Origin of the sequence: Neomicrococcus aestuarii (assembly GCF_014201135.1) — a bacterium.
Taxonomy (GTDB): Bacteria; Actinomycetota; Actinomycetes; order Actinomycetales; family Micrococcaceae; genus Neomicrococcus; species Neomicrococcus aestuarii.
Window position 1 is genome coordinate 94,348 of record NZ_JACHDR010000001.1, and the last position, 24,898, is coordinate 119,245.

Here is a 24,898-nt window from a genome sequence, read left to right on the forward strand (position 1 = left end):
GGGAGGTCATGCTGAAAGATCTATTCGTCCGTGTCAACGGACTCGTTTCCATGCTGTGGCGCGAAGTGATGAAATTTGGCGTGGTGGGTGCGATCGCTTTCGTGATCGACTCGAGTATTTTCATCTGGCTTCTCGCCGGCCCCATGCATGACTCCGAAGTCAAAGCCAAAGTGGTGGCCGGTATCGTCGCCACGGCCTTCTCCTGGATGGCCAACCGTTGGTGGACCTTCCGTCACCGCCGCCAAGCAAACCTGGTTCGCGAAGCGCTCATGTTCTTGCTCATGAACGCCATTGGACTGGGCATCGCCGCCGCGTGTGTGTGGGTGACCAAGTACTGGATTGGGCTCACGGACAAGACCAGCCTCTTCATCGCAGGCTCCGTGGTGGGCTTGATCTTGGGAACGATCTTCCGATTCTTCGCTTACCGGTTCTGGGTGTTCACCGAAGAGCTCGACGCCGAGCCAGAGTTCGCTCATGACCGCGAAGTGATCTTCACTGGTTCCATCCCGGCCGTCGCCGATTCGAAGAACCGAGCTGGTGAGGACGACGCACTCCGATACGACGACACCTCGGACAGACACTGAATCTCTGGTGATTCGCTAGTGAGTCCTGAGTGAAGTCTTAGTGAAAGGCCCCGCATCGCTTTGATGTGGGGCCTTTTCACATCTCCCCGCGTCTCTCGTATCCCGTATCTCCGTCCCAGTGGACCTCAGCCTCACATGGGGAAGCGAAGGCCGAATCAGGAGCTGGTCTTAGAGCTCAAGCGCGATTCGCTCGTCGGAACGCATGCGGTCCGTGACTTCCTTGTCCAGATCCACCAAGATCACGGTTCCGCCGAGTACCCAGACTGCGGCGGCGTCCACCATGGCGGCTCGGTAATCAGGGCGTGGCCCAAAAGTCTCGGTACGCATCAACGCTACGAGTGGCGCATCGGGTGAAGCGTTCGGGTTGCTGTGCAGTGCGCCCATGCGAGTGGTCACGGCGTCCATGAACTCGATATACGTCAGCGGGCCGGACAGGGAATCGAGCGCTAAAGCATCGGCCGCAACTGGTTCGGGAGCGAAGTAGTCGGCGAAGGCACGGACTTCGGCAGAGTAATCGGTGAGGTGGGGTGCAAGGTCCCCAGGGTACGCGAAGGCCAGGGAAGGCAGCGTCACGACGAGTGTTTCGCCCGAATGGTTGAGTTCGTCAGCCAGCTCAGGATCATCCGTGAAGAGCAGATCAACTGAGGTTCGGTCCGGGGCGGCGATGGTCGCACCGGTTTGGAGGACCGCAAACGCGAAGGCCAAGGACTTCCAGTGCGTCTTGACGTGGAGTCCCACGGTCTGGCCCGCTTCAACATCGAATTGTTCGCGCAGGAAGTTCGCGGACTTGGCGACCCAGTTATCGAACACGCGGCCGGAGAGCTCAATGCGCTCGCCGTCGGCGGAGTACCACACGAGTGCGGGGTGGTTCTGCTGGCGGAGACGGCTGAAGATGTGTTCGGCGTACGTATCAGGTGTTGCGGTCATGTTTCTAGCTTGGTGCTTGATACAGGATCCAGCAATTTAGTTCACCAGAAGCGTTCCCTTGAGACGCGAGGCTGAAGCGCGGAATGCGCATCCCTGAAACACGGAAGACGCATGCCTCAATCAAGGAAATTACAAGGAAGCAAGAAGCGCGCAAACCCGGAACCACGGCTCAATCGCCACTTTGAAACATCCTTTTAGAAAAGGATTCAAGTAATAACCTTTAACCTAGCGTTGAGACATACCTGAGAAGTTGCTGAAAGTCCGCGCGCGGCGCGCCGGAGTTTCGCAGCTGGTTTCGGCGTGTTGCGCCAACACGCCCAATTTTGCGCATCGGAGGGCCTCCTCCGAGCTTGACGGCGTACGACTTACACCGGTGTAATTATGAACAGCTTCCACAAGCGAGCTAGGGGAAAGGTGCAGCAATGGGCCAAGCAGATCGCCTGTATAGAGAAACTGAAGAAACAACCGCGTCACCATGGCGCACGGGGACACGCGCTGTTCCATCCGATTGGTTTGTAGATCCGGCAGATCCGGATGCAGCCAAGCGGTATGAGGCAACGCAAGCACAAACGTTAGAGGATCAGGCTACTGCTTTCTTGGCAGAGTATGACCTTGACGAATCGGGAACGCCTTCCTCCCTCCACGGAGGAATCGGCGAAGTAGTGAATTTGCTTCCAGAGCGCTCGGGGGATGCGCCGGAAACTGTTGTACCGCTAAAAGTTGACCCGCAGCGTGACCGTGAGGCGCGCCGCGAGAAGAAGAACACGGCTGGTAAAACGTGGGTTGGCTTGCCATCCCTGTTTGGTGTCGCTGATGAAGGCGAGTTGGCCTGGCAGTCTGAGTCGCTTTGCGCTCAGACGGACCCAGAAGCGTTCTTCCCAGAAAAGGGCGGCTCCACTCGCGACGCTAAGAAGGTTTGCGTGCAGTGCACCGTACGTCAGGAATGCCTTGATTACGCGCTCAAGAATGATGAGCGTTTTGGCATTTGGGGCGGTATGAGCGAGCGTGAACGCCGCCGTTTGCGAAAGCGAGCAGTCTAATTCACAGCCGGGTTCGCGTTACTGCTGTCCTTGCTTCTCACAACGGGGCATCGTATTTGCCGGAAACTTTGGCCGCCTTGCGCGGCCAAAGTCGTGTTCCGGACCAATTCGTAGCCATCGACGCGGGGTCCACTGATGACACCGCGTCGATTTTCCGTACCCATTTGCCGGAATCAGCGGTGTTCCTTGAGGCGCCTGCGGGCGGCTTCGGACTCGCGTTGACGGCAGCTGCGGATCATTTGCCCGCGCCGGATCCGGACATTCAGGATTGGCTTTGGCTCCAGCACGACGACGCAGCCCCGGTCCCGAATGCCCTTGCGGTTTTGCTCGAGGCAGTTGAGAGATCCCCGGCTGTAGTCATTGCCGGTTGTAAACAGCTCGAGGCTGGTCGGGAGCGCGCTCTCCTTGACGTTGGGCTATCGGTGACGCGTCATGCCGAGCGCATGACCATGCTGGAACTTGATGAACAGGATCAGGGTCAGCATGACGGCACTTCGGATGTTTTTGCCGTCAACTCCGCCGGTCTCTTGGTGCGCCTCGATGTGTGGCGAGAGCTCCAAGGTTTCGATCCATCCTTGCCGTTCACTGGTGACGATGTTGATTTAGCGTGGCGAGCCAGAGCGGCCGGCCACCGTGTGATCGTGGTGCCGCAAGCGCGCATGATCCACGAACCGCTCGGCGTGAAGATTCGTACGGACCGGACGGCGCAACGTCGCGCGGCCTCCTATTTGCGGCTCAAACACGCTCCCACTTGGACGGTGCCCTTCGTGGCTATCGCCGTGGTGCTTGGCGGTTTCGGCCGACTCATCTCCGGGATTTTTGCGAAAGATCCCGCCTACGGGTTCGGACAGTTCGGAGCCTCGTGGGCTCCCTTGTGGCACCCCATCAAACTTGCTCAAGCCAGGCGTCTTGCGAAGAAAACTCGCAAGGTACCGCGCTCTGTGATCAGCCGAGCCTTCGCCGACCCGTCCGATGTAGCGCACATCCGCCGTCGTAATAGGGATCTGTACGCCGCCCGGGCCGCAGCCGAAGCGGTCCCCACGGAGAGCGAGCTCGCGAACGGCGCGGGGTTGACCCCTGGCGCCGCTGAACTCGCGAACGCCACCGGCGGCAACGACGACTTCGAAGCTCTCGACGCCCCAGCGAAACCGTCGTTAGTTCCGGCGGCCGCCATCCTCAGCATCCTGACACTGGTCCTTTCGCTCGTGGGATTGCGCCACGTCCTGGGAGCGTCCTCGCTCGTGGGAGGCTCGCTACTTCCGATCTCCACGAACATCCAAGATCTCTGGAACAACGTCGCCAGCTGGTGGCAGCCAGATTCCCTCGGAGTTCCGGCGGCGGGTGACCCCTTTGACGCTCTTCTGCTTACCATGGCTGCGATCAGCGGAGATCACGCGAACATCGCGGCCGTGACCCTCTATCTTGGCGCCATGATGCTGGCCGGCTGGACAGCCCTGTGGTTCACCCGCGCTGTGACTTCGCGGATTTTCGCTCGCTTCTTGGTTGCTCTGTTGTGGGCTGTGCATCCGGTGCTCATTGTTGCGCTGTCGCAAGGTCGACCAGGTGCCGTTCTTGCGCACATCACGTTGCCGGTGCTCGCGGGGCTGCTCTTTCAGGCTCTCGGTATCAAGGACAGTCAGAAAGTGGAGCGCCACAAGGGTGCTCGCGTTGCGAGCCGCGCTGGAGCGGCTCTTGCGATGGCCCTCGTAGCGGTGGGTTCGCCCGTCACCGCGGTGTTCGTGGTCGCAGTCGTGCTCGTTGCTGCAGTGATTGCCGTGGTCTCAATCGCCTTCGGCGCGGGAAGCGCGGGAAGTTTCAGCAAGAAGCGCAACGGCGAGGCCACCAACGCGCGAAACCATGAGCCCAGCGTTCTCAAGAGGGTTCGTGCACTCTGGTGGACACCGCTGCCGACTCTCGTGGTGTTCGCGCCACTCGTAGTCCAGTGGTTCACCCAGCGTGCCGCCCACGAGGACTTTGCCTGGTCCCAAGCGATTCGTGAACTCCTCCTCGATCCCGGCGCACCGCAGGCCTTTGATCCCGCGCCGCTCTGGCAACAGGTCCTTGGGTTCCCGCTGGAACTGTCGCAGCAAGCAACGCTTTTGGGCGTCCCAGTTCTTGTGATCGCCCTCGTTATCGGCGCTCCGCTGCTGCTCACCGCCGTGGCAGCGCTGTTCGTCCCGAAGCTTGGCGGCAATATCGCCCGCTATAGCGTCCTCGTGGGACTGCTGGCCCTCGCATGCTCCGCAACGGGTGCTTTGGTGACGGTCGCGCTGGACCGGGGCAGCGTCGTCGTACCGTTTAACGGGCCCCTCGTGTCCGTGCTGACTCTCGCGCTCGTCACCGCAGCGGCAACGCTGTTGAACCACGAATCCGCGCCGGCCGTGCGCCGTGTTTCCGCCGCCCTTGTGGCCGTGAGCGTTCTGGCAGCGGGAACTGTCTTCCTAGCGCCTCGAATTGCAGACCCGGCCAACTCGCCAAGCGCAGACGTGGCGGCCGGAGACCTCACTGCACTCGGTGCATCCCAAGCCGTCATCGGTGGACGCGAAGCCCTGTTGCCAGCGACCGCGGCGGACCGTGGCCGCGGCGAATTTGAAGAGCGGACCCTCGTCATTGAGACGGCTGCGGCAGATGATTCCCAGACGACGACGCCTGCCGTTTCCGCACGTCTGATGAACCGTGGCGGCGACACGCTCGACTCGATCTCGGCGGCTCACTTTGCCTCCGCGCTGGACGGTTCGCTGATCGCGGCCAAACCCTCCGACGCGAGCACGGCCGAAACCGAAGTCCGCAACGTGGTGGCCTCCATCATGACCGGCAACTCGAGCGATGTCCGCGAAACTCTCGCTGGCTTGGGCGTTTCCTTCGTGGCAATCGACGGGATTGTGGATGTCACGGATCCGCTGTTGTCCCGCGTCCGCGCAGTTCCAGGGCTGACCGAAGTGGGGGATACCGCCGCCGGATGGCTCTGGCGCGTGGCTCCGCTGGATGGTGCCGTTGAAGCGACGGGCCAACCGGCCGCATCCACCGCGAACGTACGCGTGCTGAACCGGGACGGAAGCGTCGCCCAGTTCGTGCCGTCCACCTACGCATCGGTCAGCGGATTCACCGTCCCTGCCGGCGAGGCCAACCGCGTGGTGGTCATGGCGCAAGAGCGTGACGCCGCCTGGCAAGCCACGGTGAACGGGCAGAACCTTGAGCGAGCCGTCAACGTCCCCGGAGTTCCGGCGTGGGCGCAAGCATTCACACTGCCTGAAGACGGCGGAACGCTGGAGATCACCTACGCCTCTCCGTGGCGAATCCCGGTCTTTATCGGCGGCGGACTAGTGCTGTTGATGGTCCTCTTGCTGGCGATTCCGTTGCCGAAGCGGCAGCTGGCACGCTTGAGCGAAGATCACCGGTACCGTCCGGAAAACGCACCGGAGGAACAAGCCGACGCTCCCGCGAGCAAGGAGGCGTAACCGGTGTCAAAACATGCGAAAACGTCTGAAGAAGCTGAGATGACTGCCGAAAACGAGAGCCCAGCGAAGCAGCGCAAACCGTTCCCGTGGAAATCGAGCATCGGTGGCGTCCTGTTGGTGGGCCTCGCCGCAGGTGTGATCGTCGCTGAACCAGCGCTCAAAAGCATCACCACAGAGACCGCAACGTTTGAGGCACCTGTGGCTGATGTTCCTTCGGCGGACACGTTGCTTTCGTGCGCCGCCACCCCAGCCCTCGTGAACACGGATGCCACCACGGATTCGCAATTCACCGCAGACACTACCGAGCAAACTACGGGCGTGAGCGTCGGCGTGCTCTCTGACGCGGGCTCTCGCATCCCCGGCGTAAGCATCACGTCCCTCGCCGAGCAAAGCGCGCTCGACGGTTCCGGAGAAAGCTCCGCCACAGCCACAGCAAAGCACCTCACCCAGCGCATTCCAGAAAAGCAGGCCACCCAGCTACTCTCCAGCGGCGAGGACGGCACCACCAACGTGGTGGGAAAGAACCTTTCGGACAGCCGTGAGAGCTTTGCGAAGCTCGCCGCGCAATCGCTGGGAAACCAGCCCACGATGATCTCGGGAATGCGGACCACGCTGAGCAAGGACGGCGATCTCGCCGGATTCTCATCGGCACCGTGCATGGCCCCGAGCTACGATCAGTGGCTCGTGGGAGCGTCCACCGCAACCGAAAACACCTCGATCCTCACCATTGCCAACCCGTCCGATTCCCCAGCGACCGTCAGCGTGAGCGTCTACGGCTCCACGGACGAAGAGCCGCAAGTGGGAACGCTGGACCGACTCGTCATTGCCCCCGGCGCGCAGTATTCGATGCTCGTGGGCGGCATTGTGCCGAATGACCCAGCCGTCTCCCTCCGGGTGCAGTCTCAGGGCGGGGCCGTGAGCGCGAGCATCCAACAGAGCGCGCTACGGGGTCTGGTTCCGGCCGGTATCGACACGATTTCCAGCGGCGTCGGCGCCAGCACGGACACCGTGGTGCCATTCGTGTGGGTGCAATCTGCAGCCGCCACTAAGAGCTTGACCTCCGGCGCAGAAGGACGCGCGGGAACTGAGCTGCTGGTCAGTGTGCCGGGAGCTGCAGCCGCGACGGTTAAAGCCGTTGCCACGGACGCGTCCGGAACCAAGCACACCATTGAGATCCCGAATGCGCTCCCGGGCGGACGTACCAGCGCGGTGTCGTTGGACTCTTTGCCGGCGGGTTCCTATTCGATCCGCGTCAGCGCTAACCGCTCGATCGTTGCTGGCGCCCGCACGGTGCGCGGCGATTCGGTCACCCGTGCGCACGATTCGGCGTTCATTGCGGCGGGGGAGCGGCTGAGTCAGCGCCAGTTGGTGACACTTCCGGAAGGCGGGAATCCGTACGTTTTGTTGTCGACGGACGACGCCGCAGCTTCCGTTTCCCTCCGATCCCTCGGCTCAGATGGGACCTTGGGTCAGGCGATAACGCACAAGATTGCCGCAAACTCCACCCTCATGGTGGACACGAAGCTTTTTGAATCGTCGCGGTCCTTTGTCCTGGATACCAGCGGCGGAGCGGTCTATGGAGGCGGCTTGAGCGTGAGTGGAAAGACGGGCGTCACCGCCTTCACGATCCAACCGAGCTCGAGCGCGACGCAGGGAATCCCGGTCATCCTGCCGTAGCGCTTTCTTTAGCGGCGGCTTCTTTAGCGGCGGCGCGGGCGGCCGTAGCGAGGATCAACGTCCTCGGGGGAGACGGCCAAGAGCTCGCCCACCAGCTCGGCGACCACGTCATTGACGATGTCCGGAAGCTCTGCGGCGTCATCTGACATGTCTTCAACCGGGCGTCGGAAGATCGTGATGATGGGCGGGTTGCGGGGAGTTCGCGCGAACGCCTGACCAACAGGAACCCCGCGACCCAAAGCCGCACCATGCAGGAGCCCGGCTGTGGGCGGGATGAGTTCAATGTTGACCTCGAGCTCTGAGAGTTCTCTCTCAAAACGCGATTGGGCTTCTTCCACGGATTCGAACACTAAGTCTTGAAAGCGTTCTTCGCGGGTACGGGAGCCTGGAAGAGTCTGCACCAAGAGGGCTCCGCGCAGTCCACGGCCGTGACGATTCCGGCGGCGATTCAGGAAACTTCGTCCCTGTGCGGCCGGACCCGATTCTTCATCAGGAAACACGAAACGAGCGGACATACCTAAAGCTTACTCTTTCAGAATAGGGAAGAGAGGTAAGGTAGTTTTTCGTGAGATCGGTGAGACAGTGTTCGCGACAAGGGTGCAAATCGCCAGCAGTGGCGACACTAACGTACGTCTATGCTGATTCGACGGCGGTCCTGGGGCCTTTGGCCCAACACGCTGAGCCGCACTGCTATGACTTGTGCGAAGACCACGCGAACCGCATGAGCGTGCCGCGTGGATGGAGCGTCCTGCACATTGATCGGTCCGCCACCGACGTGCCGCTGGACCCTAATGACCTCTACGCTCTAGCCTCCGCGGTGAAAGAAGCCAAGGAAAAGCCAGAGCTGAAGCCAGAAGAGCCACGCGAGCCGCTCACTCCGCCTTCTGCCGACGGCCCCCGCCGTGGCCACTTGCGCATACTGCCGCCGCAGGGCTAACACCTCCTGTCGTATCGCCCAGAGCTCTTGTTCCAGAGCATTCGCCTCAGAACACATTCCGTTTCCGTGTCATAGCGAGACTGGACGCCGTAAACCGAACCCGGTACGGCACATAGAATGGGTGTATGGCTTTACCCTCTCAAGAACTCCTGTCAGTGTTGCGTTGCCCCGTGACGAAATCCGCCCTCAAGCTTGATGGCGAAGAACTGGTGGCCACAGCCCCAGCCGCGGATGGCTCCTTCCCGCGCTACCCGGTTATCAACTCGATTCCGCGGCTTGTCGCCGCCTCCAACTCAGACCAGACTTCCGGAGAGGACGCCTAAACCTATGAGCTTCGATTACAAGATCAAGGAGATCAACCTTCACGAGGCTGGTCGCCACCAGATCCGCCTCGCCGAGCACGAAATGCCAGGACTCATGTCCTTGCGCGAAGAATTCGGCGCTTCCCAGCCGCTCAAGGGCGCCCGCATCGCCGGTTCCTTGCATATGACCGTGCAGACCGCCGTGCTCATCGAGACCCTCGTCGCTTTGGGTGCAGAGGTTCGCTGGGCATCGTGCAACATCTTCTCCACTCAGGACGAAGCCGCGGCAGCCGTCGTCGTCGGCAAAGGAACACCGGAGGACCCGCAGGGTGTCTCCGTATTCGCGTGGAAGAACGAAACCCTCGAAGAATACTGGTGGACCGCAGAGCAGATCCTCACGTGGCCAGGCGCCGCTGAGAACCCGGAGCACGGCCCCAACATGATTCTTGACGACGGCGGAGACGCCACGCTTCTGGTCCACAAGGGTGTGGAATTTGAAGCAGCTGGCGCCGTGCCGTCCGCCACCGAGGATGATCCCCACGAGTACTCCATCATCTTGGAGCGCTTGCGCGAATCCCTCGCGAAGGACCCGCAGAAGTGGACGCGCCTTTCAGAGCGCATCCTGGGCGTCACCGAGGAAACCACCACCGGCGTGCTGCGTTTGTACCAGCTCGCTGAACAGGGCCGTTTGCTCTTCCCGGCCATCAACGTCAACGACTCCGTGACGAAGTCCAAGTTTGATAACAAGTACGGCATCCGCCACTCCCTGCCAGACGGCATCATGCGCGCCACGGACGTGCTGATCGGCGGCAAGGTGGCCGTGGTCTGCGGTTACGGTGACGTTGGAAAGGGCGCAGCGGAAGCTCTTCGCGGCCAGGGCGCTCGCGTCGTCGTGACTGAGATCGACCCCATCTGCGCACTCCAGGCAGCCATGGACGGCTACCAGGTCACCACGCTCGATGACGTCGTCGGCATCGGCGATATCTTCATCACCACCACCGGTGGCAAGGACATCATCATGGCCGAAGACATGGTCAAGATGAAGAACAAGGCGATCGTCGGAAACGTCGGCCACTTCGACAACGAGATCGACATGGCGGGCCTCGCCAAGATCGAAGGCGTTCAGAAGATCGAGATCAAGCCACAGGTTCACGAGTGGGTCATGGACGCCGGCAAGGATTCTGAGCGCTCCATCATCGTGCTCTCTGAGGGCCGTTTGCTGAACTTGGGCAACGCCACGGGACACCCGAGCTTCGTGATGTCTAACTCGTTTGCAAACCAGACCATCGCGCAGATCGAGCTCTTCACGAAGGCCGGTCAGCCTGCCGCTGATGGCAACGGTCTCGAGTATGAGAAGCGCGTGTACGTGCTTCCGAAGATCCTCGATGAGAAGGTCGCTCGCTTGCACTTGAACGCTTTGGGCGTGAAGCTCACCGAGCTCACCAAGGACCAGGCTGATTACTTGGGCGTTGACGTTGCCGGCCCGTACAAGTCGGACATGTACCGCTACTAAGCACTGAGCGTCGGGTCCCTTATTCGAGGGGCCCGACGTCTTCATTTCACCCACAGGACTGTTTCGCAGTTCGTGGCCACTGATCGCCATAGGATTTTTGGAGTTCGTTGATGTCGGAAAACCTGTTTAACCCCAACCAGACTGCGCGCATCCCCACCCACGAGGTGCCCAAATTCTTGAGCGAGAAGTTCGATTCCTCCCCAACGACGCCCGCCCCAGTAGCGGCTGGTTCTTCGGCTGAGGAGCACGATTCCTTCGGCGCCACCCGCTGGAACCCAGTGGAGGCTGCCAAGAGCTACGGCTCTGAGGAGCAAGAGCGCGGGGGCTCGCAGCGGGATCATTCCGAGGAGTACGACGACGCAGCCTCGGCTTCCGCTCATACCCTCACCTCGGGTGCCGCTGTAGAACGCGATCGCGATCCTTCGCGCAGCGTGGGTGCACGGTTCCTGCAGGTGGTGCTTGCGGTGATGTTCCCGTTGCTGGTGCTGATCGGCGCCGTTCGTCTGGTGGCCACCCCGTGGTTCGCGTGGGCGATCTACAACCGTCCAGGCTTCCCGGCGGACCAGTTTGGTTTCACGAATGAAGAGCGTCTGACTTACGGCAATTACGGCGTGGATTACCTCAGCAATTCGGCTGGACAAGAGTACTTGGGAGGGCTCGTTGATGCGAGCGGAAATCCGCTGTTCTTGAACACCGAGGTCTCCCACATGGTGGATGTGAAGAACGTGCTCTTGCCGGTGTTCTTCGGGGGACTGGGACTGTTCATTTTGGCTGTGTTGATCATGTTCGCGATCCGCTCCGTGGCCCCGGGCGGCGTGCGGCGAGGCCTGTTTGCGGGCTCACTCATCACGCTCGTGCTCATCGCTGGATTAGCGACGGCAGCCCTCGTGAACTGGAGCGCGTTCTTCACTGGCGTTCACCAGCTGTTCTTCAAGGACGGCACGTGGACGTTCAACTATTCGGACACGCTCATTCGCTTGTACCCGCCACAGTTCTGGGTGGACGCTGGCATCGGCGTAGGAGCGATTGTGCTCTTGACCTGCCTCATCACCCTGATCGCCACGTGGCCCACGCGCCGTCGTCGCGAACATGACAAGCGCGTGGCCCAACTCAAGCTCGAGACTACTTCTTAGAGTAGAAGTCCTCGATCACATCGGCGTGTGACTCCATCACGCTGTGGCGCTTGAGCTTCAGCGATGGGGTCAGGTGGCCGGATTCCTCCGTGAAGTCCTCTTCCAAGATCAGGTACTTGCGGATGGATTCGGCCTTCGAGACCGTTGCGTTCGCTTGGTCAATGAAGGACTGAATCTCTTCCTGGACCTGTGGATTGTTAGCGGCGTCCTTGGGGCTGAGTTCACCCAGGCCGCGAGCCTTGGACCACGAGGCGAGCTCGTCAGCGTCCAACGTGATGAGGGCACCCACGAACGGACGATTCTCGCCAATCACCACCACTTGGGACACGATGCGGCTGGCACGGACGGTCTCTTCCAACTGATTCGGGGAGACGTTCTTTCCGCCGGCGGTGACAATCAAGTCCTTCGTGCGTCCGGTGATGGTCAAGAAGCCGTCATCGTCGAGCTTTCCGAGGTCGCCGGTCTTGAAGAAGCCATCCTCGTCGAAAGCGGCCGCGGTGGCTTCAGGGTTGTTGTGATAGCGGGCAAACACGCCAATACCCTTGATGAGCACTTCGCCGTTGTCAGCGATCCGGATGGTGGTTCCTGCAATCGGCAGGCCCACCGTTCCAACACGCGTTGCAGCCGGCATATTCACGGCAGCCGGAGCGGTGGTCTCTGTCAGGCCGTAGCCCTCAAGCACCGGGATACCCGCGCCACGGAAGAAGTGAGCAACGGAAGCGTTCAGCTCGGAAGCGCCGGACACGGCGAACTTCACTTCGCCGCCCAGCACAGCGCGAATCTTCTTGAAGACCAAACGCTCAAAGAGAGCGCTCTGGGCTACCAGTCCAGCGCTCTTGAGCACCGAGAAGGGGCGCTTTGCGCCGCGAGACTTCGCGTCCTTGGTGATCGAGGAGTCGATCGCCGCAGTTTCGGCGAGGTGGAAAATCTTTCCGGAGCCGCCAGCTTCAGCCTTCGCGGTGGCACCCGAGCGGATCTTCTCGAAGATGCGCGGAACCGCGAGCACGAAGGTGGGCTTGAAGCTCGAAACATCGGGAAGCAGAGTTGCCGGGGACGCGTGCGCCACCAGGGTTCCCGTGTAGAGGCACACCAACTGCACGGCGCGGGCGAGCACGTGAGCTAGCGGCAAGAACATCAGGGTGCGGGAATCCGGTGGTACAACTTCGCTCATGGTGATCTTGAGGTTCACGGCGATCAAGCAGAAGTTGGCGTGCGTCATTTCGCAGCCCTTGGGGCGGCCCGTGGTGCCGGAGGTGTACACGATCGTGGCGGTATCTTGCAGTCCGGCCAAGGAGCGGCGCGCTTCAACTTCGGCATCGGACACACGGGCAGCGGCGCCCTCGTTCACGAACGCCGCCATGCCAGCGCCCAGTGGAACACCCGTCTCACCGGCCGGCGCGATCGTGGCAGCGTCGTCGTCCTCAAAAGTAAAGATCTGCACCGAGCGGCCACCATTTGCCGCGGCCTGAGACACCACATCCGCCCGCTGAGGGGTCTCCGCGAAGACGAACTTCACGTCCGCGTCCTTCAGGATCCACTCCACCTGATACGGGGAGCTAGTCTCATAGATGGGGACCGTGATGCCGCCAGCGAACCATACGGCCATCTCCGCAAGCGTCCACTCGAAGCGAGTCTTGGACATAATCGCCACGGAATCACCGGCGGACAGGCCAGCGTCGATGAGCCGCTTGGCGCCCGACCGGACCAACGCGAGGTATTCGCTCGTGGAGACGTCCAACCATTCGGATGGGTCGTCCGGATTTCGCACTGCGTAGGGTGCTTGGCCCCCACGCTTGAGACGATCCATCAACAATTGACTGACCGAGTAGTTATCCGGAAGGTCCATTGCCAACGCGGAGGATGATTCACGCACGGGTACTCCTTGACTTGCCTGAGAGAACGGATTTAGCTCCAACTTGGCATCCAAATTCTCAATCGGTATTGATCGTACGGGATGGTTTCACCAGTCCACACTGGCCAAAAGAATGCTGACACCAAGAGCACGGCACCAATGAACAACCCTACGCCCACAAGGCCGATCGTGTGACGGACGGGATCCTGATAGTGGCGGCTGGTGATTCTGCCGGCCAAATACACGATCGCGAGGACCAAGAAGGGCTCGTAGCCAATCGTGTAAAAGAAGAACATGGTGCGTTCCGGATACATGAACCATGGAAGGTACCCGGCGGCGATGCCAGCAAGGATCGCACCGGCCCGCCAGTCGCGGCTGCCGACCCACATGATCAACAGCACCACCATGGCCACGGAGCCCACCCACCACAACAGCGGGTTTGGCAGATCGGTGATGGCCTGACGGCACTGCTCCACCGCGGTGCATCCATCGCTTCCGGTGCTGATTTGTTCAAAGAAGAACAAAACCGGGCGACCCGCGGCGAGCCAAGAGAAGGGGCCGGATTCCCAGTCATGATCAGAGCTCAACTGTTGGTGGAACGCATAGGCGCTGCGGTGATAGTCCGCAAGAGAATTGAGCCAATTCGGCAAGAAGGTAAGGCCTTCGCCGGGGTTTTCGGCGGCCCATTGGCGGTTGTAGCCGTCGGTGGAGAGGATCCAGCCGGTCCACGTGCTCACATACAAGACGGCGATGACGGGCATCATGGTGACGAACGCGAAGGCACCATCACGCAGGACAGCCGCGGTGAGCCAGTGCTTGATGCCGGCCTGACGTCGAGCCTGTGCGTCCCACCACACGGCCAGCAAACAGAACACGGCGATGAACGCGAGCGCGGACCACTTGACGGAGACGGCACCGGCGAGCATCGCGGCGGCGACTAGCCGCCATGGCCGCCACAGAATCCAGGGGCCGTACAAAAGTTGTTTGGGGGTGGGGATTCCGCCGTTTGCGGCGGCCTGGGCAGCAACTCGGGCAGCGAGTTTGCGGCGCCCGTCATCGCGGTCAACCAACAGGAAGTACAGGGCTGCCACCACGAAGAACATGAGGAAAATATCCAGCAGTCCCGTGCGGGAGAGCACTAGTTGGTGTCCGTCCACGGCCACCAACAATCCGGCGAGCGCGCCGAGCGCTACGGACCGGAACATGCGTTGGGCAATCAGCGCGGTGAAGAGCACGGCGAGCGTGCCAAAGAACGCCGGGCCGGAGCGCCAGCCCATGCCGTTTTCCCACCCGAAGACCAGCATGCCAAGCGCGATCATCCACTTGCCCAGAGGCGGGTGAACCACATATTCGGGGCCACCGGCTAGGACGGGTGCGCCGGCGAGGAAACCTTCGTTGGGGTCTTCTGGCCACTGCAGCTCGTACCCGGCCTGAAGCATGGTGTACGCGTCTTTGACGTAGTAGGTCTCATCAAAGATCAGGGCGTGCGGGTGATCTAGATTGATGAACCGCATGATGCCCGCAAGAACGGTGATCAGCAGCGGGACAATCCAGCCCAGCCGGCCGGCGGACCAGCGGCGCATTCCGCGGGGGAGCTCGAGGAGCCGCGCCAGCAGGGATTCTTCGGTGAAAGCCTGTTTCGGATCGACGACGCGACGCGCGGCGTCCGGTTTCACAAGGCTCACCCTGTGAACTTTACCGGCTAACACTTCCCAAACTGGGCAACTCCTCGAGCGTCCATGGAATTCATGGCAGTTGTTGAGAAAGGATGCGCCAGCGCTACTAGCGGCGGGCGACCGTCACGGTGACGTTCGGGCAACCGGCTGCCAAGCGAGTCAGTGCCGCCTTCTCCGTGGCGTCCACGGTGAGGCCCCAACGCTTCTTCACGGCAACCCAGCTGGTGACGTACGCGCAACGGTTCTTCGGTGGCAACCACTGCTCGGGGCCGCGCGCTCCCTTGGAGGAGTTCAATGCGCTGGTCTGAGCGTTCAGGGTGCGCTTGTCAGAGATGTCGTTGTAGAACGCCACGCGCTTGGCTTGCGTCCACTTCTTCGCGCCGGATCCCCAGGCTTCGTGGACGGGAACGGTGTGGTCGATCTGAACGGTGGTGGCGCTCGTGTGGATTTTGTTGTCCCACGTGGTCACCCATTTGCCGTACTTCACGCTACAGCGGCGCGAAGAGGTGTAGGTGGCCGTGACGCGGGTTTCCTGCAAGAGGACTTCGTGGCGCGAGTTTTGGCAGTCCTTGTTGGCGTCGATCCACTGACCGAAGTAACGGTCGCGGTCATAGCCAGAGTTAGATTCTGCTGCGACTACCAAAGACTTCACCGCGGTGCGCAACGGTGCGCTGTACGTGGTGCCGGCGTCGGCAGGAGCTGCGCCACTGACGGCGATCAGTGCGATCGCAAGGGTGGAGGCCGCGGTAGCGACGAAAGTGCGAAGAGAAGAGAGAGGCGATGCCAAGGTGTGTGACTCCAGTGATGCTGATGAGTTTCGAGGATCTCCCAAAACACAAGAGATTCAGCATATCTACTAGTCAGCGCAGAGACTCGAACTGTGACAAGTTCCCCGGTTGTGGCGCGGTGCGTAGGCTAGAGGGATGGAACGTTCAGTCTCCCCGTTGCGCCCGGGTGAAATCGTGTTGGCCGGGACCCCCATTGGAAATTTGGGGGATACGACGCCGCGGCTTGAGCACGCGCTCCGCACCGCGGACATTGTGGCCGCGGAGGATACGCGCCGACTCCACCACTTGGTCAACGCCCTCGGTATCACGCTCTCAGGGAGCGTCGTGAGCTATCACGAGCACAACGAAGCGGAGCGGGCAGCGGAACTGCTAGCTGCGGCGTCGTCCGGGAAAACCGTAGTGATTGTGTCCGATGCCGGCATGCCCACCGTCTCCGACCCCGGGTTCCGCGCCGTGCACGCCGCCATGGAAGCGGGCGTGAACGTCACGGCGATTCCTGGCCCGAGCGCCGTGCTGACTGCGCTCGCCGTCTCCGGCTTGCCCACGGACCGTTTCACCTTCGAAGGGTTCATCCCTCGCAAGGCGGGGGACCGGGCGGAGCGGCTCTCCGAGCTCTCAACGGAACGGCGCACCATGGTGTTCTTCGAGGCTCCGCACCGGGTGGAAGCGCTGTTGGGCGCCATGATCGACGCTTTTGGTGCTTCTCGCCGTGTCGCGGTGTGCCGCGAACTGACAAAGCTCCACGAAGAAATCATCCGCGGCCCGCTCGAAGACGTCCACGCCTGGGCGAAAGACAACGAGGTGCGCGGCGAGATTGTGGTGGTGCTCGAGGGAGCCCCCGCGCAAGAAAAAGCGCAAGCCACGGACCTGGTGGGAAGCGTGAACGAACTCATCGAATCCGGGCTCCGACTCAAAGAAGCCGTCCAAGCGGTAGCGCAGCGCGAACGCGTGCCACAGCGGGACCTCTACGCCGCTGTGGTGGAGTCCAGAAAGAAGTAACCAATCCGTTGTGCGCGCGGACAAAGAACTGGCTAAGTAATTGTGCGTACTCAAATTGGAGTTGATTTAGCGGTGGACTACCGTGGAACCAATTCTTCCCGTCTACTAGTGCGGAGATCACTATGACTATCACTCCTGAACGCGAAGCCGAACTACTGGCCTCGACCCCCAAGGGTCTGCTCATCAATGGCGAATGGCGCGACGCTTCCGACGGCGGCACGTACGACGTCCACGACCCAGCCACCGGCAAGGTCCTCGCGACCCTCGCCTCCGCTACCTCCGAGGACGCGATTGCAGCCCTCGACGCTGCCGATGCAGCACAGGCCAAGTGGGCACTGACCGCTCCTCGCGAGCGCTCGATCATCCTTCGCCGCGCCTTCGACATCATCGCTGAGCGTGCCGAGGACTTCGCCCTCATCATGACCCTCGAAATGGGCAAGCCTTTCAAGGAAGCCCTCGGCGAGGTCACCTACGGCAACGAGTTCTTGCGCTGGTTCTCCGAAGAAGCAGTGCGCGACTACGGCCGCTACGTCACCACCCCAGAAGGCAAGAACAAGATCCTCGTGCAGCGCAAGCCAGTCGGCCCAGCCCTGCTAGTGACCCCCTGGAACTTCCCGCTCGCCATGGCCACCCGCAAGGTCGGCCCAGCGCTCGCAGCAGGTTGCACGGCCATCTTGAAGCCAGCAAAGCTCACCCCGCTCACCTCCCAGCTGTTTGGCCAGGTCCTTATCGAGGCCGGCGTCCCAGCAGGTGTCGTGAACATCGTGTCCTCCAAGTCCGCATCCGGCATCTCCGGTCCGCTCATGAAGGATCACCGCCTCCGCAAGATCTCCTTCACCGGCTCCACCCCAGTGGGACGCCAGTTGCTCAAGGACGCCGCCGACAACGTGCTGCGCACCTCGATGGAACTTGGCGGCAACGCTCCGTTCATCGTCTTCGAAGACGCTGACCTGGACAAGGCTGTTGAAGGCGCCATGGCTGCCAAGATGCGCAACATGGGCGAGGCTTGCACCGCCGCTAACCGTTTCTTGGTTCAGGACACGGTTGCCGATGAGTTCACCAAGAAGTTCGCTGCCGCTTTGTCTGCTTTGAAGCTGGGCCGCGGTACCGAAGAAGATTCGCAGGTTGGCCCCATCATCGACTCGGGCGCTCGCGATGACATCCACGAGCTCGTGACGGCTGCTGTTTCTGCCGGCGCTTCCGTGGTTACCGGCGGCCAGAAGGTAGAAGGCGATGGCTTCTTCTACCAGCCAACCGTCTTGAACAACGTGCCTAACGACGCCGAGATCCTCCGCCAGGAAATCTTCGGACCGGTTGCTCCTGTCACCACGTTCGCTACCGAAGCTGACGCCATCAAGCTGGCTAACGCTTCCGAGTACGGCTTGGCGTCCTACGTCTTCACGAAGGACTTCTCCAAGCTCTTGCGCGTGGCTGAGCAGATCGAATTCGGCATGGTGGGCTTCAATGCCGGCGTCATCTCCAACGCTGCGGCACCTTTCGGTGGCGTGAAGCAGTCCGGTCTGGGCCGTGAAGGCGGTGCCGAGGGTATCGACGAATACACCACCGTGCAGTACATCGGCATTGCTGATCCTTTCGCTGACGCTAAGTAGTTCTTAGCTTCAATCGCAATAGCGCGTCGCTTCCTTTCGGGGAGGCGGCGCGCTTTGTATTTAAGCACTGAGTACGACGGCGATGAACTGTTCTTCGACGCGTTGTGGATATCCGAACATATAATCTATAACTGTGGGTAAATGAAAAATACTTATCCACAAATTAGCCGATTTAGTGGTTATTCGCTTGTATGTTCGATAGGGTTGATTTATCAATTCGATCCCGAGGCTACGGGGGCTGATCGCATGACCACCACGCCACTACTCCAACGAATGCTCACTTACTCAGACTCTTTGCGGGCTGAGTTCGATTCCCTATCCGACACCCAGCTGACCCGACTCAGCGATGACCAATGGGCGGAGTATGCTGACGCAGTCGAAGCCATGTCCCGGTTTCTCACGCGGTTTCAGGTGCATGCCGCTGCCGCGTTTGTTCGTGCGGCGCAGGACGCTCAGGCTGCTGGAGTGGGCACGCGATTGCGCACGAAAACTCCTGAGGAGCGTTTGGCTGAACGACTAGGCGTGACGAAGTCTGAGATCCGTCGGCGCGTGGCTCTCGCCGACTCCTTGCAGGAAAACACCGATGAATACGGTCAACCGATAGCTCCGAAGTACCCGGCAGTGGCCGAGCTGTTCAATCAGGGTGGGACTAGCCTGTCCGTGGCTTCGACGATGATTCGTGAGCTCGACAAAGCCACAGTCCTCTCAAATGCCACGCCCGAACTGGATACTGCTCGGGTGCGGCGTGAGATGGAAGCCGCCCTTGTTCACGCCCAGCATCAAGGTGGAGCACCGTTGGTGACGACGGTCGGTAAGAACTGGTTGAACCGTTTGAACACGAAGAACATTCAGCCGACCCCGGAGCTGGCGAAACAATTTCAAGGCTTGCACCTGATCGGCCGCAAGTACGGGTTGAACCATGGCGAATTCTATTTGGATGATGAGCAATGGGCGACCCTTCTCGCGGGCTCCTCGTTTGAAGCGAATCCACGCATCAAGACCACAAACGGTGCAAACGGTGCAAACGGTTCATCGGACACCCTTTTAGATGACGCCGTTTCGTGCCCATCAGATGATGATGCCGTGGCGGGCGAGCTGAAAGACATTCGAACACGTCCACAGAAGCTCGCTGACGGACTGATGCGCTCGATTCAAGCCGGGCTGTCCACGAACAAGCTCCCATGGAACGGCGGTTTGCGTCCTCAGGTCATGGTGACGATCGATGAGGAGACGTTGCAAGGTCGGATTGCTTCGGCGAAGACCTTCCAATCGCACTCGGCGCAGGTCGGACCGATCGACCCAGGCTTGATTCGACGAATCGCCTGCAATGCTGACATCCTGCCAGTCGTATTGAACGGTGAAGGACGAGTCCTTGACGTTGGGGCACCGCAGAGACTTTTCACTACAGAGCAACGGAAGATCTTGTACGCGAGAGATCTCGGGTGTTCCGCACCGGGATGCACGGTTCCTGCGGATGGTTGCGAAGCGCACCACGTTCAGGAATGGAGCAAGGGCGGACCGACCACCATCGAGAACGGGGCGCTGGTTTGCCATTTTCACCACAAGCTCGTGCATGACACTCCATGGAAGATCGACATGAGCAGAGCCGTGCCTTATTGGGTGCCGCCGAAAGCGGTCGATCCAGATCAGAAACCACGACGGAACTACCACTTTCATCCCGAGATTCTTGGGTTCGGCAGCGCCGAAGAAGCCACCGGCTAGAGCTTTGTCCGGAAAACCATCGATACCGAGGAGTCGTATCCCGCGCACTAGCCGATGACCTGCAAATAGATCAGGCAACACCGGCATGAGCGTGCGCACGAAGAGGGCCGCCGAACGGGGCCCATCCTGCCCGCGTCAACAACCAGCAGGCCACAACCATTGGCCGTGCGAAGTTCATGTTGTCTTGAAAACTGAATAGAGGGGCCCAACGCTCAGCAACAGCGTTGGGCCGGATGTTCGACAGCAGACAGCAGACAGCAGACAGCAGACTGCAGTCAGCAGCCGGCAGGCGGCAGCCGGCAGCCGACTGTCGTCGGAGTGGCAAAGCGTTCTTAGGACATTGCGCTGTCGGTACCTTGGTAACCGATGAGCCAGTGGAGTCCATAGCAATCCACGACCTGGCCATCGGTATCGCCCCACGGTTTGGCGGTGAGCGGATCGATCACTGTGCCGCCCTCGGACAGCTTGGCGAACCACTCGCGTAGCGTTGCCGGTGTCGTCGTGCCCAAGAGGGCCATCATGAGGCCCTCGGTTTTGACGGTGGTGTCTGTGTCTGAGGCATCGGCAGCGAACAGGTTTACCTCGCCGGTGAGTTGGCCGTGGCCGATGTTCTCTTGTGGTCCGTCGGTGCGGCTCAGGTCTTTGAGGGAATACATTTCAATGCTTCCGCCAAAGACAGCGTGGTAGAACTCGAGCGCGGTGCGCGCGGTTCCGGGGAACAGGATGTACGGAACGGGTCCAGTCATGCGCGTCAATCTACAGCGTAGAGCCCTCCCCGGCTACCCCCTCCACTTAGGGCTAGGATCCCCGGTTCATGACGGAGGCGGGCCAGAAACGCGCGCGGAAACGCTCGCGAGCATCTGCTCGGCGCTGCAGGGCGCGGGTCACCGTGGCGAGGTCTTGAGCCAGATCAGAGCCGGAATCGCTGCCGGAACTCTTGCCAGAATCCACACCGGCGTCGGCTCCCGCTCTTGGACCGACACCGGAGTCAGCCGCAGCGTACCGGGCCACCTCAAAAGCTGAGCGCAATCGCGAAAGTGAGCCTGCGTCGTCGTACTGGAAATTGGGTGCTTCAGTAACTGCTGCACCCGCCTCTGAATCAGGAGCAGGAGAGCTTCGCAAGACGCCCGCAAGCCGGTTAGCGAACGCCGCGGCGGTCTCCTGCGGGCGTTGCCGGACACCGTAGTCGCGCGCGGTGTCCGTGAGTTCGCGCCACGCAGCAATCGCGCGAGCGGCCGGGGCGGATTCGGGATCGCGAATGGTTGCGAGGGCGCCGCGCCGCCGCAGCTGGCGAATGATTGCCGGGATCAGCAGCAACAGCGCCGTCAGGGCAAGCACCCCGATCACGGTCAGCACGGTGCGAACCAGCTCGCCGTTGTTCGTGTCGCCCGACGATGCGCTAATGGCAACCTCGGGGGTCTCGCTCGGCGTCGCAGACTCCGTCGCCGCGGCACTCGAGGATGCGCTCTGGGACGGAGCCTCCTCGCTCGCGCTGCTGGACGCGGCCTGAGCTGTGGCCTCCGGAGCGTAGGAAGGAGTGGTACCGCGGCCGGGCGTCGGCTCGAAAGGTACCCATCCCAACCCCTCAAAATAGAGTTCGGGCCACGCGTGAGCGTTGCGTGAGGAGACCGCGAATTCGGTTAGCTCACCCTCGGTGCTGCCGGTGGCTCGCCCGGGCGCGTAGCCCACCACAATGCGGGAGGGGATGCCTGCCTCGCGGGCCATGAGCGCCATGGCCGAGGAAAAGTGGATGCAATACCCGGCTTTGACGCGCAAGAATTCATCCACCACGTTCACGCCGTTACCGTCATAGCCTTGCTCGAGTGGCGTCTGCTCCGAGTAGGTGAAGCGTGTGGAGCGCAGGTAGTTCTGGATAGCCACGGCGATCGAGAACTTGTCCGTGCTGTTCGCCGAAAGCGCGGCGTCCTCGAGCACCGCTTGATATGTGTCACTGACCTCCGTGGAGCCGCTGAGCTGTGTTTCCTCTGGGTACCGCTGAGCCAGCACGAAGTTTTCAAGGCGCTCCGCCTGAGCGATGCTCGCCATCTCCTGGGCGTCCCACCCGGGACGATTGATGGAAACGGTGTAGTCGAGGGCGTTGGAGGCCGCTCCCGTGCCGGAGAAAATGGTGGAGGTTGCCGCGTTCCAGCCCCACGCGCTGGAGATTCCGGTGACGGTTTCTGAGTAGTTGGGCAGGGGGAGCCAGGGGCTGTTGTAGTTCTCCGTGCGAATCCGAACACCGTTAGAGACCGAAGGGTATCCGTCCGCCGTCCCAACACCATCAAGCGGCGTGAGCATGCTTCCGGAAGGGTCCAGCGCTAACCGCGAGTCCTCGATGTCACTGGGCGCCCATCGGGACTCCGCAAGATCTGACACCACCGCGGTGCGCAAGTACAGCGGGTCCTCGGAATCCGTGTAGTAGTGGATGGTGTCGATCGCGAGGGGCTGGCTCAGGTTGGCGCCCAAGTTCAGCACCGGATTCACGCCCGTCGGCTCCCCAAACAGGTAGAGCCGCTTGCCTTCCGGCAGTACCCCGGAGGTGAAGCCCGGAATGGCCGCGGGCACTAGCAGGATCGCGGCGAGACCGGCCGCCACAATCGCGAGGAGACTCGGCAACCGTCCGCCGGGAACCCGCGAGCTGGAGACCGATTGCGCCACCGCGAGCAGCAGCAGATACGCCGCAGCGGTCGCCGCAAGAGCCACGATTCCGGCTCCGTTGGTCTTGACCAGCGCCGCCACAATCAGCAAGGACGCGGGGATCAGGCCCGCGATCGCCGGGAAGCCAACCCCGAATGCAAGCAGATCCAGCAAGATCACCAAGAGCCCCACGCCGAAACACGTCAGCGCAACCAGTGCGGGACTCGCAATCACGGGCGTGACTTGGGACATCACTTCTTCGCCAGCAAACGTCACCGTCTCTTGGATGGCGCGAGGAGTCTCCGGGCCGGGGAAAATCCACGCGATCGCGGTTTCTGGAAAGAAACGCGCAATCAGGATCGCAGACAGCCCCGCGAGCCCGGCGAGGACGGGCACGAACGCGCGAATCCACACATTGGCATTCGCCTTCTTGGGTTCTTGATCAAGCCACAAGGCACCAGAGATCAAGGAGCCGATCACGCGCGCGACGCCGATTGCGCCGGCCACGCACAGCACCACCCACGTGACTTCCCACATCCAATCCCACCCCTGATACATACCGTTGAAGCTGAGCGCGGCGGCAAGCGTGATGAGCGCGGTGGTTGCGAAGACGGCGAGGTTGTGGGCGAGCAAGGTCGGAATCCAGGACGACGACGCAGGTTGGGTCGGTGCCGGTCGTTGCGGGGTAGTGGTGGTCATGAGCGGCGGGCCTCCGCGGAGTTCAGCTCGTGGATGGTCCATCCGGCGTTCTCAAAGACAGCAGCGGAGGCTCCTCGGCGGGGGAGCACGATGTTTACGGTGCGGTAATGACTCAGCCACGTGGTCAGCCGCTCCGCGTGCTCTCGAGTGGGGTTTCCGGAAATCACCACGAGGCTCTGGCTATCCGGTACCGGCAGCTCCGGAGCAGTGTGACCCACCTCGGTAGAGGTGACCCCGAGCTCTGAGAGACACCACTGGACGCTGTCTGGTCCCATGCGGGAAATGTAGCCGCGAGCCGAGTGCGAGCCTTCGTTGAGGGTGCGCCCGGTGTGCTCGAAGACGTCCACCGTGACGCCTTGCTGGTGCAGGTCCGTCACCAAGGTGGCGGCAAGTTCTACGGTGCGATCGAAAAGTTCTGAGGTCACGCCCGGTTCTGCGCCGAACCGCGGGACGCTCAACGCGCGCGCTGGAGCGGTTTTCAGCGATGTGGCCTCCGAGGAAGCTTCACCCTGATCCGTGCCCAACCCGTAGGAGGACGCGGCGGCGTCCACCACGATCGCCACGTAGTGCCGGACGGAGAAGACTTCTTGGCGGACCATGAGTTCGCCGTGGCGAGCGCTCGCAGGCCAGTGAATGCGTCGCAAAGGATCGCCCTCGCGGTATTCGCGCGTCATGACATCGTCCATGTCCGGCGAGGATTGACGGGCGGTGGGCGCTAGGCCGCTGCTGAAGTGCGCGCCGGAAGAGGACTCAGCGTCAAAGAGATTCGTTCGCGGGAGCACGCACAGTGCCGAAACCTCGCCGAACTTCACGCGCCGGCGTGCCAGGCCCAAGACGTCAACGGTGAGAGCCGTCGCGGGACCCACCGTGTGAGTGCCGCGCTGGGAGGGGCGCACCCGGTAACTGAAGCCCGAGGCGTCCTGGGGCGAAGCGAGAAAGCGAGGGTTCGCACCGAACGAGTCGGGCAAATGATCTTCAACCACCACCGCTGCCCCACGGGGTCCTGGGAAGCGCACTTGGCTGCTCACGCGAGTGGTCTCACCCGCGGTCACGGGGTGCGGTGCAAAAGTGCGCTCAAGTTTGAGCTGGCCGCGACCCCAACGCACGGTGATGGCGGAAACCAGCGGGACAACAATGAGGAACAGGGCGATCGCCAAGAGCTCGCGTCGCCCGAGAAACGCAGCCAGCAACAGAGCGATCACGCCCGCGGACAGTACGCCGAGTCCCCGCCATGTAAAGGGCTGGTTCGCGAAAAACGATTGACGCCGGGCACGACGCTCGGCCCTCTCCTCGCGCTGACGCGAGAGTTGTGTGTTCCGTTCATCGTCGGCCGGATGCACGGCC

The 24,898-nt window shown here is 61.5% G+C and carries 19 protein-coding genes; 11 read left to right on the forward strand and 8 right to left on the reverse strand.

Annotation, left to right across the window (positions count from 1 at the left end):
* Positions 1-8: 8 nt before the first annotated feature.
* Complete coding sequence (locus tag HD598_RS00420; protein ID WP_183666422.1) at positions 9-584, forward strand: GtrA family protein; 576 nt, start codon at positions 9-11, stop codon at positions 582-584.
* 168 nt (positions 585-752) lie between these two features.
* On the opposite strand, the gene HD598_RS00425 is transcribed toward HD598_RS00420, so the two are convergent.
* A complete protein-coding gene (locus HD598_RS00425; protein WP_183662873.1) occupies positions 753-1,511 on the reverse strand; it encodes a TIGR03089 family protein in 759 nt (252 codons plus the stop codon).
* 422 nt (positions 1,512-1,933) lie between these two features.
* On the opposite strand from HD598_RS00425, the gene HD598_RS13345 reads away from it, so the two are divergent.
* Genes HD598_RS13345 through HD598_RS00440 form a run of 3 tightly spaced genes read left to right on the forward strand, consistent with a single transcriptional unit; the run spans position 1,934 to position 7,686 of the window.
* Positions 1,934-2,551 (forward strand): WhiB family transcriptional regulator, encoded by a 618-nt coding sequence (locus HD598_RS13345; RefSeq protein ID WP_260170449.1) that lies wholly within the window; start codon positions 1,934-1,936, stop codon positions 2,549-2,551.
* Positions 2,551-6,009 (forward strand): glycosyltransferase family 2 protein, encoded by a 3,459-nt coding sequence (locus HD598_RS00435; RefSeq protein WP_311539043.1) that lies wholly within the window; start codon positions 2,551-2,553, stop codon positions 6,007-6,009. Before HD598_RS13345 ends, HD598_RS00435 begins: the two co-directional genes overlap by 1 nt.
* Positions 6,010-6,048: 39 nt before the next feature.
* On the forward strand, positions 6,049-7,686 hold the full coding sequence (locus HD598_RS00440; RefSeq protein ID WP_183662878.1) for a DUF5719 family protein: 1,638 nt from the start codon (positions 6,049-6,051) through the stop codon (positions 7,684-7,686).
* Positions 7,687-7,709: 23 nt separating this feature from the next.
* Here the strand turns inward: HD598_RS00440 and HD598_RS00445 are convergent, their stop codons facing one another.
* A complete protein-coding gene (locus HD598_RS00445; protein ID WP_071893979.1) occupies positions 7,710-8,201 on the reverse strand; it encodes a metallopeptidase family protein in 492 nt (163 codons plus the stop codon).
* Between the two features lie 59 nt (positions 8,202-8,260).
* Here HD598_RS00445 and HD598_RS00450 point away from each other — a divergent pair, with 59 nt between their 5' ends.
* From HD598_RS00450 to HD598_RS00465, 4 genes are all read left to right on the forward strand, one after another.
* Positions 8,261-8,623, forward strand: a complete 363-nt coding sequence (locus HD598_RS00450) for a DUF3499 domain-containing protein (protein WP_409366193.1) — start codon at positions 8,261-8,263, stop codon at positions 8,621-8,623.
* Positions 8,624-8,748: 125 nt separating this feature from the next.
* Positions 8,749-8,946, forward strand: coding sequence for a hypothetical protein (locus tag HD598_RS00455; RefSeq protein WP_071893977.1), 198 nt, complete (start codon positions 8,749-8,751; stop codon positions 8,944-8,946).
* Positions 8,947-8,950: 4 nt separating this feature from the next.
* Positions 8,951-10,438, forward strand: a complete 1,488-nt coding sequence (gene ahcY / locus HD598_RS00460) for an adenosylhomocysteinase (RefSeq protein ID WP_183662880.1) — start codon at positions 8,951-8,953, stop codon at positions 10,436-10,438.
* 110 nt (positions 10,439-10,548) lie between these two features.
* The gene (locus tag HD598_RS00465; protein WP_183662883.1) at positions 10,549-11,571 is read left to right on the forward strand and encodes a TIGR01906 family membrane protein; all 1,023 of its coding nucleotides are present in this window, start codon (positions 10,549-10,551) and stop codon (positions 11,569-11,571) included.
* On the opposite strand, the gene HD598_RS00470 is transcribed toward HD598_RS00465, so the two are convergent.
* The 3 genes from HD598_RS00470 to HD598_RS00480 form a co-directional block, all read right to left on the reverse strand.
* Positions 11,561-13,444, reverse strand: a complete 1,884-nt coding sequence (locus HD598_RS00470; RefSeq protein WP_183662886.1) for an AMP-dependent synthetase/ligase — start codon at positions 13,442-13,444, stop codon at positions 11,561-11,563. The genes HD598_RS00465 and HD598_RS00470 overlap by 11 nt on opposite strands.
* Positions 13,445-13,476: 32 nt before the next feature.
* Complete coding sequence (locus tag HD598_RS00475) at positions 13,477-15,108, reverse strand: dolichyl-phosphate-mannose--protein mannosyltransferase (RefSeq protein WP_311538897.1); 1,632 nt, start codon at positions 15,106-15,108, stop codon at positions 13,477-13,479.
* A gap of 97 nt (positions 15,109-15,205) precedes the next feature.
* Positions 15,206-15,886, reverse strand: coding sequence for an HNH endonuclease family protein (locus HD598_RS00480; RefSeq protein WP_183662888.1), 681 nt, complete (start codon positions 15,884-15,886; stop codon positions 15,206-15,208).
* A gap of 136 nt (positions 15,887-16,022) precedes the next feature.
* On the opposite strand from HD598_RS00480, the gene rsmI reads away from it, so the two are divergent.
* The 3 genes from rsmI (at position 16,023) to HD598_RS00495 (ending at position 20,218) form a co-directional block, all read left to right on the forward strand.
* Positions 16,023-16,886 (forward strand): 16S rRNA (cytidine(1402)-2'-O)-methyltransferase, encoded by an 864-nt coding sequence (rsmI, locus tag HD598_RS00485; protein ID WP_183662890.1) that lies wholly within the window; start codon positions 16,023-16,025, stop codon positions 16,884-16,886.
* Positions 16,887-17,008: 122 nt separating this feature from the next.
* Complete coding sequence (locus tag HD598_RS00490; RefSeq protein ID WP_183662891.1) at positions 17,009-18,496, forward strand: NAD-dependent succinate-semialdehyde dehydrogenase; 1,488 nt, start codon at positions 17,009-17,011, stop codon at positions 18,494-18,496.
* Positions 18,497-18,742: 246 nt separating this feature from the next.
* Complete coding sequence (locus HD598_RS00495) at positions 18,743-20,218, forward strand: HNH endonuclease signature motif containing protein (protein ID WP_183662893.1); 1,476 nt, start codon at positions 18,743-18,745, stop codon at positions 20,216-20,218.
* 332 nt (positions 20,219-20,550) lie between these two features.
* On the opposite strand, the gene HD598_RS00500 is transcribed toward HD598_RS00495, so the two are convergent.
* Genes HD598_RS00500 through HD598_RS13655 form a run of 3 tightly spaced genes read right to left on the reverse strand, consistent with a single transcriptional unit; the run spans position 20,551 to position 24,894 of the window.
* Entirely contained in the window at positions 20,551-20,964 is a 414-nt protein-coding gene (locus HD598_RS00500) for a VOC family protein (protein ID WP_183662895.1), read from the reverse strand.
* Positions 20,965-21,016: 52 nt separating this feature from the next.
* Positions 21,017-23,554, reverse strand: coding sequence for a DUF3488 and transglutaminase-like domain-containing protein (locus tag HD598_RS00505; protein WP_183662897.1), 2,538 nt, complete (start codon positions 23,552-23,554; stop codon positions 21,017-21,019).
* On the reverse strand, positions 23,551-24,894 hold the full coding sequence (locus HD598_RS13655) for a DUF58 domain-containing protein (RefSeq protein ID WP_183662900.1): 1,344 nt from the start codon (positions 24,892-24,894) through the stop codon (positions 23,551-23,553). The genes HD598_RS00505 and HD598_RS13655 overlap by 4 nt, the downstream gene beginning before the upstream one ends.
* Between the last annotated feature and the right edge of the window lie 4 nt (positions 24,895-24,898).

Coding starts and splice junctions, on each gene's coding strand:
- HD598_RS00500 (WP_183662895.1), bottom strand. CDS start 20,964: ATGACTGGACCCGTTCCGTACATCCTGTTCCCCGGAACCGCGCGCACC.
- HD598_RS00420 (WP_183666422.1), top strand. CDS start 9: ATGCTGAAAGATCTATTCGTCCGTGTCAACGGACTCGTTTCCATGCTG.
- rsmI (WP_183662890.1), top strand. CDS start 16,023: ATGGAACGTTCAGTCTCCCCGTTGCGCCCGGGTGAAATCGTGTTGGCC.
- HD598_RS00465 (WP_183662883.1), top strand. CDS start 10,549: ATGTCGGAAAACCTGTTTAACCCCAACCAGACTGCGCGCATCCCCACC.
- HD598_RS00455 (WP_071893977.1), top strand. CDS start 8,749: ATGGCTTTACCCTCTCAAGAACTCCTGTCAGTGTTGCGTTGCCCCGTG.
- ahcY (WP_183662880.1), top strand. CDS start 8,951: ATGAGCTTCGATTACAAGATCAAGGAGATCAACCTTCACGAGGCTGGT.
- HD598_RS00445 (WP_071893979.1), bottom strand. CDS start 8,201: ATGTCCGCTCGTTTCGTGTTTCCTGATGAAGAATCGGGTCCGGCCGCA.
- HD598_RS00495 (WP_183662893.1), top strand. CDS start 18,743: ATGACCACCACGCCACTACTCCAACGAATGCTCACTTACTCAGACTCT.
- HD598_RS00425 (WP_183662873.1), bottom strand. CDS start 1,511: ATGACCGCAACACCTGATACGTACGCCGAACACATCTTCAGCCGTCTC.
- HD598_RS00505 (WP_183662897.1), bottom strand. CDS start 23,554: ATGACCACCACTACCCCGCAACGACCGGCACCGACCCAACCTGCGTCG.
- HD598_RS00440 (WP_183662878.1), top strand. CDS start 6,049: ATGACTGCCGAAAACGAGAGCCCAGCGAAGCAGCGCAAACCGTTCCCG.
- HD598_RS13345 (WP_260170449.1), top strand. CDS start 1,934: ATGGGCCAAGCAGATCGCCTGTATAGAGAAACTGAAGAAACAACCGCG.
- HD598_RS00490 (WP_183662891.1), top strand. CDS start 17,009: ATGACTATCACTCCTGAACGCGAAGCCGAACTACTGGCCTCGACCCCC.